At 61.4% G+C, this 12,693-nt stretch carries 11 protein-coding genes and 1 tRNA gene; 7 read left to right on the top strand and 5 right to left on the bottom strand.

Annotation, left to right across the window (positions count from 1 at the left end):
- Window positions 1–198 precede the first annotated feature (198 nt).
- Window positions 199–1,491 carry an adenylosuccinate synthase gene (locus D8780_RS11050; RefSeq protein ID WP_121645633.1) on the top strand — a complete coding sequence of 431 codons (1,293 nt, stop codon included), beginning with the start codon at window positions 199–201 and terminating at the stop codon, window positions 1,489–1,491.
- Window positions 1,492–1,618: 127 nt separating this feature from the next.
- On the top strand, window positions 1,619–3,337 hold the full coding sequence (locus tag D8780_RS11045; protein WP_121645632.1) for a hypothetical protein: 1,719 nt from the start codon (window positions 1,619–1,621) through the stop codon (window positions 3,335–3,337).
- Window positions 3,338–3,404: 67 nt separating this feature from the next.
- Here D8780_RS11045 and rpoH read toward each other — a convergent pair whose 3' ends face one another.
- Both rpoH and D8780_RS11035 read right to left on the bottom strand, forming a co-directional pair.
- A complete protein-coding gene (gene rpoH, locus D8780_RS11040) occupies window positions 3,405–4,313 on the bottom strand; it encodes an RNA polymerase sigma factor RpoH (protein ID WP_121645631.1) in 909 nt (302 codons plus the stop codon).
- Window positions 4,314–4,478: 165 nt separating this feature from the next.
- The gene (locus D8780_RS11035) at window positions 4,479–5,477 is read right to left on the bottom strand and encodes an RluA family pseudouridine synthase (RefSeq protein WP_121645630.1); all 999 of its coding nucleotides are present in this window, start codon (window positions 5,475–5,477) and stop codon (window positions 4,479–4,481) included.
- Between the two features lie 57 nt (window positions 5,478–5,534).
- On the opposite strand from D8780_RS11035, the gene D8780_RS11030 reads away from it, so the two are divergent.
- Window positions 5,535–5,933 carry a fimbrial protein gene (locus D8780_RS11030; protein WP_121645629.1) on the top strand — a complete coding sequence of 133 codons (399 nt, stop codon included), beginning with the start codon at window positions 5,535–5,537 and terminating at the stop codon, window positions 5,931–5,933.
- Window positions 5,934–5,994: 61 nt separating this feature from the next.
- Window positions 5,995–6,069: transfer RNA gene (locus D8780_RS11025), tRNA-Glu, on the top strand.
- A gap of 217 nt (window positions 6,070–6,286) precedes the next feature.
- Here D8780_RS11025 and D8780_RS11020 read toward each other — a convergent pair.
- From D8780_RS11020 to D8780_RS11010, 3 genes are all read right to left on the bottom strand, one after another.
- Window positions 6,287–7,828: a tripartite tricarboxylate transporter permease gene (locus tag D8780_RS11020; RefSeq protein WP_121645628.1), complete on the bottom strand. Its 1,542-nt coding sequence runs from the start codon at window positions 7,826–7,828 to the stop codon at window positions 6,287–6,289.
- 11 nt (window positions 7,829–7,839) lie between these two features.
- Complete coding sequence (locus tag D8780_RS11015; RefSeq protein WP_121645627.1) at window positions 7,840–8,271, bottom strand: tripartite tricarboxylate transporter TctB family protein; 432 nt, start codon at window positions 8,269–8,271, stop codon at window positions 7,840–7,842.
- A 77-nt stretch (window positions 8,272–8,348) separates the two neighbouring features.
- Entirely contained in the window at window positions 8,349–9,341 is a 993-nt protein-coding gene (locus tag D8780_RS11010) for a Bug family tripartite tricarboxylate transporter substrate binding protein (protein ID WP_121645626.1), read from the bottom strand.
- 159 nt (window positions 9,342–9,500) lie between these two features.
- On the opposite strand from D8780_RS11010, the gene D8780_RS11005 reads away from it, so the two are divergent.
- Genes D8780_RS11005 through D8780_RS10995 form a run of 3 tightly spaced genes read left to right on the top strand, consistent with a single transcriptional unit; the run spans window position 9,501 to window position 12,598 of the window.
- The gene (locus D8780_RS11005; RefSeq protein ID WP_121645625.1) at window positions 9,501–10,175 is read left to right on the top strand and encodes a response regulator; all 675 of its coding nucleotides are present in this window, start codon (window positions 9,501–9,503) and stop codon (window positions 10,173–10,175) included.
- Window positions 10,168–11,535, top strand: coding sequence for a sensor histidine kinase (locus D8780_RS11000; protein ID WP_245412325.1), 1,368 nt, complete (start codon window positions 10,168–10,170; stop codon window positions 11,533–11,535). Before D8780_RS11005 ends, D8780_RS11000 begins: the two co-directional genes overlap by 8 nt.
- 4 nt (window positions 11,536–11,539) lie before the next feature.
- On the top strand, window positions 11,540–12,598 hold the full coding sequence (locus D8780_RS10995) for an ABC transporter substrate-binding protein (protein ID WP_121646529.1): 1,059 nt from the start codon (window positions 11,540–11,542) through the stop codon (window positions 12,596–12,598).
- Window positions 12,599–12,693 lie beyond the last annotated feature (95 nt).

Below are 12,693 nucleotides of genomic sequence, written 5' to 3'. Positions count from 1 at the left end.
TCGCGCCGCTACGCCGATGCAAGCTCATATATGTCCCCGAAACAGTCCGTTCTTTGCCCGGCCCGTGGAAATTTGTCGGCTGGGTAGTCGGCAAGTGCGCATTCACCCGCTATAAGGCGCGCGTTTGCCGACAGTCCGATCGTCGTCCGGGGCGTTCGACGGGCCGTCAGAAGTCTCAACCGTTAGCCGGAGCAGAAAATGGCCAATGTGGTGGTGGTAGGGTCCCAATGGGGCGATGAGGGCAAGGGCAAGATTGTCGACTGGCTCTCCGACCGAGCCAATGTGGTCGTTCGCTTTCAGGGCGGACACAATGCCGGCCATACACTTGTCATCGACGGCACGTCCTACAAGCTCTCGCTATTGCCCTCGGGTGTGGTGCGCGGCAAGCTTTCTGTTATCGGCAATGGCGTCGTCTTCGATCCCAGGGCTTTTGTCGCCGAACTGGAGCGGTTGAAAGAGCAGGGCGTCTCGATCACCCCCGACATCCTCAAGATTGCGGAGAATGTGCCTCTCATCTTGTCTCTCCATGGCGAACTGGACCGGTTGCGCGAGGAGCGTGCCTCCAAGGGATCGCGGATCGGAACGACGGGCCGCGGGATCGGTCCTGCTTATGAGGACAAGGTCGGACGTCGGTCCATCAAGGCTCTCGACCTGCTGAACCCCGATGTGCTTCCAGACAAGGTCGAGCGTGTTCTGGCTCACCACAATCCGCTGCGGCGCGGCCTCGGCGTTGCCGAAATCGAGCCTCAGACGCTGCTTGATGAACTGGCCGGGGTGACGCCCAAGATCGCGCCCTTCATCGATCGGGTATGGAGCGTGCTGGATGAGAAGCGCCGCGCCGGAGAGCGCATTCTCTTTGAAGGGGCTCAGGGCAGTCTGCTGGATGTTGATCACGGCACATATCCGTTCGTGACTTCGTCCAATGTCGTGGCCGGCCAGGCCGCTGCGGGTTCGGGCCTTGGTCCCAACGCGATCGATTACGTTCTCGGCATCACCAAGGCCTATACGACGCGCGTGGGCGAAGGGCCCTTCCCGACCGAGCAGCAAAACGAGGTCGGCCAGACACTCGGCGAACGCGGCCATGAGTTCGGAACGGTCACCGGCCGTCAGCGTCGCTGTGGCTGGTTCGACGCCGTCCTGGTGCGCCAGAGTGTCGCCATCAATGGTATATCGGGAATCGCGCTCACCAAGCTCGATGTTCTGGACGGCATGGACGAGATCGCGATCTGCACTGGCTATCGGCTCGATGGCGAGGAGATCGACTACCTGCCCGCGAGCGCTCACCTGCAGAGCCGGGTGGAGCCGATCTACGAGACGTTCGAGGGGTGGAGCGATTCAACGGTGGGCGCGCGGCGCTGGGCCGACCTTCCGGCGCAGGCCATCAAATATGTGCGCCGGATCGAAGAATTGATCGGGGCGCCGGTCGCGTTGCTCTCCACGTCACCGGAGCGAGACGACACGATTTTGGTCACTGATCCCTTCCAGGATTGAGATAGTGTTGACGGGGCTGTCTGGGCACGATTTGAAAGATTATTGAAAATCTCTACGTTTCGGCTGTCCCGCCTGATCCTCTGAGGCGGAAGGCAGGTAATTAGCGGAGGCAGAAGGCAGCAGACGAATGGCGGATATCGCGGCGGTTCTCAAAAAGACGATTGACGGTCTTCCACGTCACGATTCGTCCATTCGTGCCAAAGTCTATGACAAGGCCCGCGCACAAATCCGCGCTAAGCTTCTGGCCGCAAAGCCCGATGCCGATGAGGCAACCATCGACCGCAACATGGCGGTGGTCGAGCGTGCGATCCGTGCCGTCGAAGATGATTACCGGTTTCAGGATGAACTCGGTGATGTTCTCGGCGCATCCGATGAGTCCTATGAGGATCCGGCGTTGCCGCCAGATCCCGAACCGGCCGCTGATCGCGATCCTCCTCGAGAAGAATATGTCGAATCGCCGCCCGTCGCTCCCGTAACGAGAGAAATGGCGACGTCACACGAGCCGCCGGTAGAGGATGCGGTCTTTACCGAAACCGTGCGCGACGACCGGCAGGCACATGACGATTACAGCGCTCCTCCAGCAGACCCGCACTTGGCTGACGAGGCGCCGGAGCTGCGGCCGGACCCTTATGAGGCCGAAGCGCCGCGAGCAGATGAGCCGACGAGCCCTCTCGACGAAGTGACCGCCGATACATCGGAGAGCGTTTCCGTGGCACCCGTCCATGACGGGGCCGATGTCGATTCGCACCTGACTGAGTCTACGGGCGAAGAAGATATTTCCCGGCCGGAAGCCGCTGCCGCTTCTGGTTATTCGCGTTCTGTTGAGCGTAAGCCGCGGCGCTGGGGCGCCATCATAGCCGCTCTGTTGATCCTGATCCTTGCCGGCGGCGCCGGCGCGGTCGCCTATTTCATGCCAGATGCGGTGGAGGAGCAGCTCGCCTCCATCGAGAGCGGCCTCAATGATTTTCTCGGCGAGGAAGAAGCCACGCCGACGCAGAATGAGGCTGAGGCGCCATCAGCTACCGGTGAGAGTGACGCTGGTGACGCCGAAGAGGCGCAAAGGCCGGAGAAGTTCACCCAGCGGCTTGCCGCCGATGGAACCGAGACCGATCCGGGGCCCGCGGGTGAGCCTGTCGATCAATTTGGCGAAGGAACGTCTGTTGCCCCGCTCACCGTTGCGCAGAACGATGCGGCGCAAACACCGGGCGATAGCGGCTCGGATGCCCAGAGCCCCGGCGCGGAGAATGGTGCCGAAGCCGGTGGCGATGACGCTCAGCCTGCCGTTCAGGTGGGACAAAGAGCGATCTACTCGGAAGAGCGGACGTCCAATGAGCAGTTGAGGCGTTTGCAGGGCAGCGTTGTCTGGAGCAAGGTGGAGGAACAGCCTGGCCCTCAGATGGACGAGGAGCCGGCCCTGCGCGCCGATGTCTATATTCCCGATACGGGCACATCGATGCGCATGACACTGCGGCGGAATGGCGATCCGTCGCTGCCCGCCAGTCATGTTCTGGAACTGATCTTCGAGCCGACCACCAAGGAGCCGGGTCGCAGCATTCGAGAGATACTGCGTATGATGCTCAAGGAGAACGAAGCCTCGCCGGGCGAGCAGCTACGCGCCTTTCCGGCGGAGATCGGCGACAATTTCTTCCTGATGATGCTTGATGAGGGACAGCAGGCGCGGCAGGCCAACCTGAATCTCATTCGTGATCGCGACTGGTTCGATCTGCTGGTGATTTTGGAAGCGGGACGTCGTGCCCTCTTCACGCTGGAGAAGGGCTTGCCCGGCGCCAAGGTTGTCGACGAGGTTCTGGACTACTGGCAGGAAAACCCGTTACAGGGCCAGTAGGGATACGAAAAACCCGCCGGCTCGAAAGCGGGCGGGTCATATCCATTTCATCACTGCTTTTCAGGGATCAGCCAGCTTCGAGCTCTGCGGTTCGTTCAGGCTGTTCCAGCTTCTTGGCGGCTTCCTGCATCTGTTCCTGGACCTTCTCGAAGGCCCGGACTTCGATCTGTCGGACACGCTCACGGCTGACGCCGAATTCGCCTGACAGTTCTTCGAGTGTGATCGGATCCTCCGACAGGCGACGCGCCTGGAAAATGCGCTTCTCACGGTCGTTGAGGATATCCATCGCATCGGAGAGCATGGCACGGCGCGTTTCGAGCTGGTCCTGCTCCAGAAGCAGGTCTTCCTGATTCTCCGTCTCGTCAACCAGCCAGTCCTGCCACTGACCGCTCTCGCCTTCCGTCGCGCGGATCGGTGCGTTCAGCGAAGCATCACCGCCAAGCCGACGGTTCATCGATACCACGTCTTCCTCAGTGACCTTCAGACGCTCCGCGATTTCCTTGACCTGATCGGGATGCAGATCGCCGTCGTCGAGCGCCTGAATCTTGCTCTTGGTCTTGCGCAGATTGAAGAACAGCCGTTTCTGATTGGCGGTCGTCCCCATCTTCACGAGCGACCATGAGCGAAGAATATATTCCTGTATCGAAGCGCGTATCCACCACATGGCGTATGTTGCCAGGCGGAAGCCCCGCTCGGGCTCGAACTTCTTGACGGCCTGCATGAGGCCGACATTGCCCTCCGAAATCACTTCGCCGATCGGCAAGCCGTAGCCGCGGTAGCCCATCGCAATCTTTGCGACGAGGCGCAAATGGCTGGTTACCAGCCTGTGGGCGGCTTTGGTGTCTTCATGCTCGGCATAACGTTTGGCGAGCATATACTCCTCATCCGGCTGGAGCATCGGAAAGCGCCGGATTTCTTCGAGGTAACGCGTCAGGCCACCTTCACCGGTTGCGACGCTTGGTAGTGTCTGGGCCATAAAGCACCCTCCTTATCCCTTTGAATTCCCTTTAGAAGGCGAATTCAGCCGTTTCGTCCCTTTTTCGCGAAAAAACGGCAAGCTTTTTCATATATGTATAGGAACGAGGGGCTGCGAGGGTTTGTTGCAAATGCGAGGCGCGATTTGCCTTAAAAAGCCGTAAGGTTAGGCCGGGTCGATCGTCTCGAAGGCCGCGATCAATTCAGCCATATCGGAGGGCGGTGGCGTCGTGAAAGACAGCCGCTCGCCACTTGCCGGATGGTTGAACGCCAGATGATGAGCATGGAGAGCCTGGCGCGAAAAAGCCTGCGCGACGTCTCTGGCTGGCGACGGCAGTCTGTTCGCCTTCGTCGCGAACGCTGCGCCATAGACGGCGTCACCGATCAGAGGGTGGCCGATATGGTTCATATGAACGCGGATCTGGTGAGTGCGGCCTGTCTCCAGCTCACATTCGATGAGAGCGGCCACGGCGTCGCGCTGCGGAAAACGTTTTTCCACGGCGAAATGGGTAACGGCATGGCGCGCATCGGGTCGAGATGCCGGAACGACCGAGCGGCGCGTTCGATCGTTCGAGGCGCGGCCAAGATGAGCGTCGATGGTTCCCTTCATGCGCGAAGGCGCGCCCCAGCAAAGAGCGAGGTAGCGGCGGGCAAGGGCGCCATCGCGGCCGTGCGAGGCGAAAGCCGCGGACAGGAGGCGGTGGGCGTGATCGGTCTTTGCAACGACCATGACGCCGGAGGTCTCCTTGTCGAGGCGGTGAACGATCCCTGGCCGCTTGACGCCGCCAATGCCCGACAGGCTATCGCGACAATGGTGGATCAGCGCATTGACGAGTGTGCCATCGGGAACGCCGGCGCCGGGATGAACGACAAGGCCCGCCGGTTTGTCAATCACGATCAGTTCGTCGTCTTCGAACATGATATCGAGAGCAATATCTTGTGGGCGCGGCAGTGGATCGTCCGGGGCAGGCATCTCGATCCGCACGATTCCGCTGGCGGGAACCTTCGATTTCGGCTCGGTAACAGCTCGCCCGTCAATGCTTACGGCACCCATGCGCAGAAGGGTCTGGATGCGGCCGCGAGACAGATCGGGCGCAAGCCGGGCGGCGAGCGCCTGGTCGATGCGCTGCCCCGCATCCGTTCCGTCGAGAATGATCTCTTTCATCGGGCTGTCCACTCGTCTATCAGGTCGCGGCAATAGCGGCACCGCAGGAGTTCGACAATGGCAGCAGACAAGTTCACCGAGGCAGGAGAGGGCGACGAACCGGCTCTCGACCCGGCCGCCGAGCGGCTGCGCGGCAAGCTCGTCCGTTTCATGATCGTCAATCTCCTCATCGTGTTCGGACTGGTCATTCTGGTCGTCGGCGTTCTGATCTACCGGAACGGCGGTTCGGACGGCCAGAGAGAAATAGCCGACGGCTCGAACGCGGTTCCGCTTGGCGACCTGACAGCCGATCGCCGCCTGACGCTTCGACAGGGCGAAACGATAGAGAGCCTTTCAGCGGAGGGTCATCGCGTCACATTGCACCTCTCGGGCGATGGTGGCGGTCGCATCCTTCAGGTCGACCTTCGTGACGGCCGTGTGCTGGGCGCGATTGAGATCGAGCGCGCCCGGCCGTGACCGAAAATCAGCCATTGCAAAGATGATGGCGGCAGACTATATGCCGCGCACCGGCACGGATGCTCCCATCGTCTAGCGGTCAGGACGCCGCCCTCTCACGGCGGAAACAGGGGTTCGATTCCCCTTGGGAGTACCATTTCTCTCTACATCGTTTGTCTTCAATGGCCTGCGTTCATCTGTTTGCCAATCCATCGGGCTGGCAGTGAATTGGACGTCTGAAGTTTGGCCCGAATTTTTCTGTCCATTCAGGGTCGAGCAACGATTTCGGTCTACTTCCTGCGTGATCGGCCACTCATCGAGCCGATTGAAGCGCTACGATCACGCTGCCATTTGCTTGGGCGATCTCCGCGCCGTCAATCCTGAACAGCGCCCTCTTCATCACGCGCCATGCGCATCCGTCCCCGAAGCAGTCCGCCGAGAAGGATCGGCAGGACAAAGCCGGCGATGGCGATGGCCCAGAGGCAGATTGCCAGCGGTGAGCCGATGAGGGTGGTGTAATCGCCATTGGCGATATTCACCGCGCGGCGGAAATTCACCTCCATCTCGTTGCCGAGAAGCGTGCCGAGAATGACCGGGACGAGAGGGACGTCCAGCTTGCGCAGCACCCAGCCGAGAATGCCGAAGCCGACCATGACGAGGAGGTCGAAGCTCGATCCCGATATGCCGTAGATGCCGACGAAGGAGATCATGGCGACGATGGGCATGAGGATGCGCGGCGGCACCAGCAGGACACGCGTGAACAGCCCCACCATCGGGATGTTCATGGCGAGCAGCATGATGTTGCCGATGAAGAGCGCCGCGATCAGGCCCCAGACAACGTCCGGGTTCTGTGAGAATAACAATGGGCCGGGCGTGATATTGAGCGCCAGCAGCACCGCAAGCAGCACTGCCGTTGTGCCGGAGCCGGGAACGCCGAGCGCCAGCATCGGCACCAGGGCACCGCCTGCGGCTGCGTTATTGCCGGCTTCCGGCGCGGCAACGCCGCGTGGATCGCCCTTGCCGAATGTGTCCTCGCGGTCGACCAGCCGCTTTTCCATCGAATAGGAGATGAACGAGCCGAGCGATGCGCCGGCACCCGGCAGCACGCCTGCGATGAAGCCAAGCCCGGTCGTCCGCAACATGGTCGGAGTGCAGTGACGGATGAGTTTCCAGGACGGAATGATGCGACCGATCTCCATTTTCGGCTTGGTGGAGATGTCCTGCTCGGTGCCCCGATGTTCCAGAAAGATGAAGACCTCCGACAGAGCGAAGAGGCCGACAATGGCGACCAGGAAGTCAATTCCGTCGTAAAGATGGACTTCGCCGAAGGTGAAGCGCGGGACGCCGGTCTGCGTGTCGACGCCGATCATCGCCAGGGCCAGACCCAGACCGGCAGCAAAGGCCGACTTGGCCTGATTGGTCGAGGAAATTCCGCCGAGCGTCGCAAAGGCGAGCGTGAAGAGCGCAAAATATTCGGCCGGTCCAAACAGCAGCGCGACTTTCACCAGCTGCGGCGCAAGGAGGACGAGGCCCCAAGTGGCGAAAAACGCGCCGACGAACGATGCCACGCCCGACAGGGCCAGCGCTTCGCCGGCCCGGCCCTGCTGGGCCATCGGGTATCCGTCGAGGCATGTCATCATTGCCGGCTCGTCGCCCGGAATGTTGAGGAGGATCGACGAGATGCGCCCACCATACATGGCGCCGTAATAGACGGATGTCAGCAGGATCAATGAAGGGGTCGCGCCCAGCCCGAGCGTGAAGGCGAGCGGGATGAGGATCGCGACGCCGTTCGACGGACCAAGGCCGGGTAGGGCGCCCATAATCGTGCCGAGGAAGCAGCCGAGCAGGGCAAGCCCGATATTTTGCCAGGTGAGTGCAACGGCGAAACCGTCTGCAAGCGAAGACAGCAATTCCATCGGTTCCTCCTTTAGAAACCAAGCGGGCCGCGGGCCAGGGACAGGCCGAGAACCAGGCGGAAAATCACATAGATCCCCACCGACGTGGCAACGCCGATGATGACGCTCTCAATGGGGCGCGAGCCGAGACGCCAGGTGAGGTAGGCGGCCGCGATGGCGGTCGAAATGACGAAGCCGACCACGGGAAGAAGTTCCGCGTAGGCGATCAGCACAAGTGCCGCGAAACCGATTTCGGCGAGCCTTCCGGCGCTCGGCCAGTGTGGATCGATATCTGGCTTCAGCAGGAAATATAACGATGAGAGGCCCGTGACGGCGGCGATGATGTAGGGGAACATCTTCGGACCGACGGCGTCGGTCAAAAAGCTCTCCTGAATGATCGACGCCTGCCAGGCGAAGAAAATGGAGAGGGCAAGGCCGATGCCGCCCAATATCCGATCGCTCATTCGATCCTCCCAATCAAATGCTGGCGGGTCCGGGCCTTGGCCCCATTGGCAAAGGTCCGGACCATTATTGCTGGATATTACTGTAGAATACCGATTTCCTTGGAGAGATCGGTAATGTTCTGGACCGATTCCGAAACGAATTGCTGGAATTCCTCGCCCTGCAGATCGAGCGGCGCGAGGCCGTTGGCCTCCATCACGGCCTTCCACTCCTCGGTGTCGTAGAGCTTGTCGACGGCACCGACCCAGTAGTCATACGCTTCGTCGCTCATATTGCCCGGCGCGTAGAAACCGCGCCAGTTTGCACCGATCGCGTCGATGCCCTGTTCCTTGGCGGTCGGAAACTTGGAAAACTCGCCCTCAAGGCGTTCGGGCGCCAGCAGCGCGATCACCTTGATATCACCGGAATCGACGAAGCCCTTGGCCTCCGAGAGATCGCCGGTAAACGCCTGCAACGATCCCGCCAAGAGCTGTGTTACGGCCTCGCCGCCACCGGCGAACGCGATGTATTTGACCTGGCGCACATCTTCCACGCCGGCCTTCTGCGCCGCGATGAGAACCTTCAGATGGTCCCATCCGCCGACGGCCGAACCGCCACCGATCGAAATGGATGTCGGGTCTTCCTTCATCCGATCCATCAGTTGCGGAAGCGTCTCGATATCGCTGTCGGCGGCGACGGCGATAACGCCGTAATCGGCGCCGACGGAGCCGATCCAGCGCACCTGGTCCATCGTGTTACCCGGGAAGGCATTCTGCGCAAGGCGCGTGGCCGTCGCCGATGAGGCCGCGACGATCAGATCATTGTCGTCATTGCGCTTGTTGACGACTTCGGCAAAAGCGACCCCGCCGCCGCCGCCGGAAAGGTTCACGACCTGCATGGTCGAGGGGATGATATCCAGATCCTGCATGGACTTGCCCACCTGCCGGCAGGTGAAGTCCCATCCGCCGCCCGGATTGGCCGGTGCGATGCATTCGGGATTTTCCGGTGTGAAGTCTTGGGCCGAAGCGGCGACCGGGCAAAGTGCAAGGGCGGCGGCAGCCAGAAGGCTGCGCCCTGTAATCGAAAAGCTCATTGTATCTCCTCCAACTCCAATTCGAGCGTCGTTTCCGACAAACCCGAAGGCTGCAGCATAGCGCGAGAAGCTGTCATCAACCTGTCATGGTTCCGCAACCACCCTTTCACGCCCCGACCCGAGGGAATAAGCTCGATTTTGGGAGGAGGTATCAAGCGCATGCGTGTGCTCATCGTGGAAGATGCGGCTGATGTGGCCGACGCCATCGCGGCAAGCCTTGCCCGCGCTGGGTTCGCCTGTGATATCGCGCGCGCTCTTGCAGGAGCGGAGACCTTTCTTCAGGCGCAGGCCTTCGACGTCATCGTACTGGACATCAACCTTCCCGATGGCGACGGGCGCGATTTTCTGCGTGCGATGCGGCGGAATGGCGACCGCACGCCCGTCCTGATGCTGACAGCGAAGTTCGACGTATCGACACGGGTCGACGCACTTGATGACGGCGCCGACGATTACCTCGTCAAACCGTTCGACCTGCGGGAACTGGAAGCGCGAATCCGCGTATTGGCGCGTCGCGCCATAGGCATGGCTGATAGTCAGATCGCTCTCGGCCGGCTGGTGCTCGACATGGCAGGCCAGACGGTGCGATGCGACGGGAAGCTGGTGGCAATGACGCGCCGGGAGACGGCTCTGCTGAACCTGCTCGCAGCCCACCAGGGAAAGATCATGTCGAAAGAACGGCTCTTCGAGGGGCTGTTCTCGTTCGATAGCGCCGAAGTCGGCATTAACACTGTCGAACTCTACGTGGGGCGGCTGCGCAAAAGGCTCGCCGGAGCCGGGGTGACGATTGAAACGCATAGAGGCCTCGGCTACCGGCTGGATGTCGTCGATGAGTAGCGAACGGCGGTTCCCCGGTACCATTTCGCTGAAGAGCCGAGTTGCGCTGGCTATGGCTGCCGTGCTCGTCGCCGGTGGCGTGATCGTTCTCGTCGCCGCGCTTGCCTATGGCCGGCAGGCGGCGCGCGAGGCCTATGACCGCCTTCTTGTCGGTGCTGCAAGCGACATTGCGGAATCCATTACGGTGCGCGATGGCGAGGCGCTGGTTGATATGCCGATTTCTGCGTTCGAGCTGCTGGCGCTCGCTCCAGACGATCGCATCAGCTATCGCGTCGTCGGCCCTGACGGGCAGACGCTCACCGGCTATGATGACGCGCCGCTGCCCACGGAAAAGGGAGATGTCGTCTTCTATGACGGCGTCTTTGGAGCCGAGCCAGCCCGCTATGTCGGTGTCGTACGGCGCTTTGCCGAACGCAATTTCTCGGGCACTGTCGAGATCATCGTCGGCCAGACGCTGCGGGCGCGACGTGAACTGGCGCGCGATATTGCGCAGAATGCGCTGATCGCGCTTGGTGCCGCCGGCGCCATCATGGCGCTCTTTGCCTGGTTGGTGATGCGCTCCGCGCTCATCCCCCTGCCGCGCATCGGTTCGGCCTTGCGCCAGCGTGATCCGACGGATCTGACGCCGATCGACCTCTCGGCTCCCTCTGAGGTCGCGGCGCTTGTTCAATCCCTGAATGGCTTCATGGCGCGGCTCGACCGTCAAATGACGTCGAACCGCAATCTGATCGGCGACGCGGCGCATCAGCTTCGCACGCCCGTTGCGGCAATTCGCGCGCAAGCGCAACTGGCAGCCGAAGAGCCCGACGGCGAGCAGCGCGCGCAGATGGTCGCCCGCATCCACGACCGCGCCGTGAGCCTGAGCCATCTGCTGGACCAGATGCTGAACCATGCCATGATTATTCACCGTGCCGACACCGCGCCGCGCGACCTCGTCGACCTCAGGGATATTGCGGTTGAAGCCTTCGAGGCTTTCGAGGAGAGCGCGCAAGGCCGATCGAACGAAGTCGCACTCGATATCCCGGATGGTCCGGTGATGGTGCGCGGCGACATCATGTCCCTCACTGAAGCGGCCAAGAACCTGCTTGGCAATGCTCTGCATCACGGTCAGCCACCGGTGCGGATCGGTGTCCGCAATGGAGCCCGTGCCATTCTGTGGGTCCATGATGAAGGCGCCGGTCCTCCATCCGAGATCATGGCCGATCCTGGCGCGCGCTTTGCGGGCGATCGCAGCAAGGGCAGTGGCGGCCTCGGTCTGGCGATTGCACATGCGGTGGCCGCGAGCCATGCGGGATGGATGTCGTTCAGCGCCACGGCTGACGGGTTCGAAGCCGCGCTCGATCTGCCCAGGGATGGGTGACGAAATGCTGCGGTTTGTTGCCCTCCTCCTTCTCATCTTCTGGTCCTCGGCCGCCTCTGCACAGGAGCTCACGGAGGTTCTCGGCCCGGCCGGTGCCACCGAGCGGCTCGTCATTCGCTCGACAACGGATCTTGCAGTGATGAGGCCGGTGGTCGAAGATTATCTTGTCGCCCGGCCCAATCTTCGAATCGACTACGAACAGTGGGGGTCGAACGACCTCTACGAGCTTACGGCCGATGAATGCGCCCAAAGGACACCAGGCGCGGATATCGTGATCAGCTCGGCTGTTCACCAGATGGTACGATTGGTAAATGATGGCTGCGCCGCGACCTACCGATCCGATCTGACCGCGTCGCTATCGGCGGAATTGCGCTGGAGGGATCAGCTATGGGGCATTTCCCGAGAGCCAGCGGTCATGGTTTACAATCGCGACCTCGTGCCGGCGGAGGAGGCGCCGCGGTCGCGTTTCGATCTGCTTGACCTTCTGCGGCCCGATGCAAGCCGCTACAGGGGTCGCGTCGCCACATACGATATCGAGACCTCCGGTCTTGGTTACCTTCTCGCCTTCGCGGATTCGCTCGAAGCCTCGACCTTCGGCGGCCTGATGGAATCCTTCGGCCGCTCCGGCGCTGTCGCGACATGCTGCTCGGCCGAGATCATCGACGCCGTGATCCGGGGCGAATACCTCGTCGCCTACAATGTGCTCGGCTCTTATGCGATGGCGCGCGCACAGGAGGATGAGCGGCTAGGGATCGTCGCGCCAGGCGATTACACACTCATACTGTCACGCGGGGCGATGATCCCGCGCGATGCGCCGTCCGAGGCGCTCGCTTCCGATTTTCTCGATTATCTTCTTTCACCGAGCGGCCGCGAAGCGCTCGAAGAGGCTCTGTTGCTGGTGCGATTGGATGAAGATGAGGGTTCGCCGCTTGAACTGCCGGAAAATGTCCAATCCATTCAACGCCCGATTTCGCTGTCTCCGGCGCTTCTGATCGCTCTCGACACGCACAAGCGCGGCATTTTTCGTGAGCGCTGGCGCGCCGCATTTCCGTCGGAGTGGTGACGCCTACTGAATGTCTTCTAGAATGTATCATTCAAGAATAGTGATAAGAATTGGAACGACGACCATAAGCCGAAGGCCAGTCTTGTCGTCTCATC

It is taken from the genome of Notoacmeibacter ruber (assembly GCF_003668555.1).
In the GTDB taxonomy this organism is placed as follows: Bacteria; Pseudomonadota; Alphaproteobacteria; order Rhizobiales; family Rhizobiaceae; genus Notoacmeibacter; species Notoacmeibacter ruber.
This window is presented reverse-complemented; position numbering and strand designations above follow the sequence as displayed.

Excerpts from the sequence above, each read along its gene's own strand:
- D8780_RS11050 (WP_121645633.1), top strand. The coding sequence starts at position 199 with ATGGCCAATGTGGTGGTGGTAGGGTCCCAATGGGGCGATGAGGGCAAG.
- D8780_RS11045 (WP_121645632.1), top strand. The coding sequence starts at position 1,619 with ATGGCGGATATCGCGGCGGTTCTCAAAAAGACGATTGACGGTCTTCCA.
- rpoH (WP_121645631.1), bottom strand. The coding sequence starts at position 4,313 with ATGGCCCAGACACTACCAAGCGTCGCAACCGGTGAAGGTGGCCTGACG.
- D8780_RS11035 (WP_121645630.1), bottom strand. The coding sequence starts at position 5,477 with ATGAAAGAGATCATTCTCGACGGAACGGATGCGGGGCAGCGCATCGAC.
- D8780_RS11030 (WP_121645629.1), top strand. The coding sequence starts at position 5,535 with ATGGCAGCAGACAAGTTCACCGAGGCAGGAGAGGGCGACGAACCGGCT.
- D8780_RS11020 (WP_121645628.1), bottom strand. The coding sequence starts at position 7,828 with ATGGAATTGCTGTCTTCGCTTGCAGACGGTTTCGCCGTTGCACTCACC.
- D8780_RS11015 (WP_121645627.1), bottom strand. The coding sequence starts at position 8,271 with ATGAGCGATCGGATATTGGGCGGCATCGGCCTTGCCCTCTCCATTTTC.
- D8780_RS11010 (WP_121645626.1), bottom strand. The coding sequence starts at position 9,341 with ATGAGCTTTTCGATTACAGGGCGCAGCCTTCTGGCTGCCGCCGCCCTT.
- D8780_RS11005 (WP_121645625.1), top strand. The coding sequence starts at position 9,501 with ATGCGTGTGCTCATCGTGGAAGATGCGGCTGATGTGGCCGACGCCATC.
- D8780_RS11000 (WP_245412325.1), top strand. The coding sequence starts at position 10,168 with ATGAGTAGCGAACGGCGGTTCCCCGGTACCATTTCGCTGAAGAGCCGA.
- D8780_RS10995 (WP_121646529.1), top strand. The coding sequence starts at position 11,540 with ATGCTGCGGTTTGTTGCCCTCCTCCTTCTCATCTTCTGGTCCTCGGCC.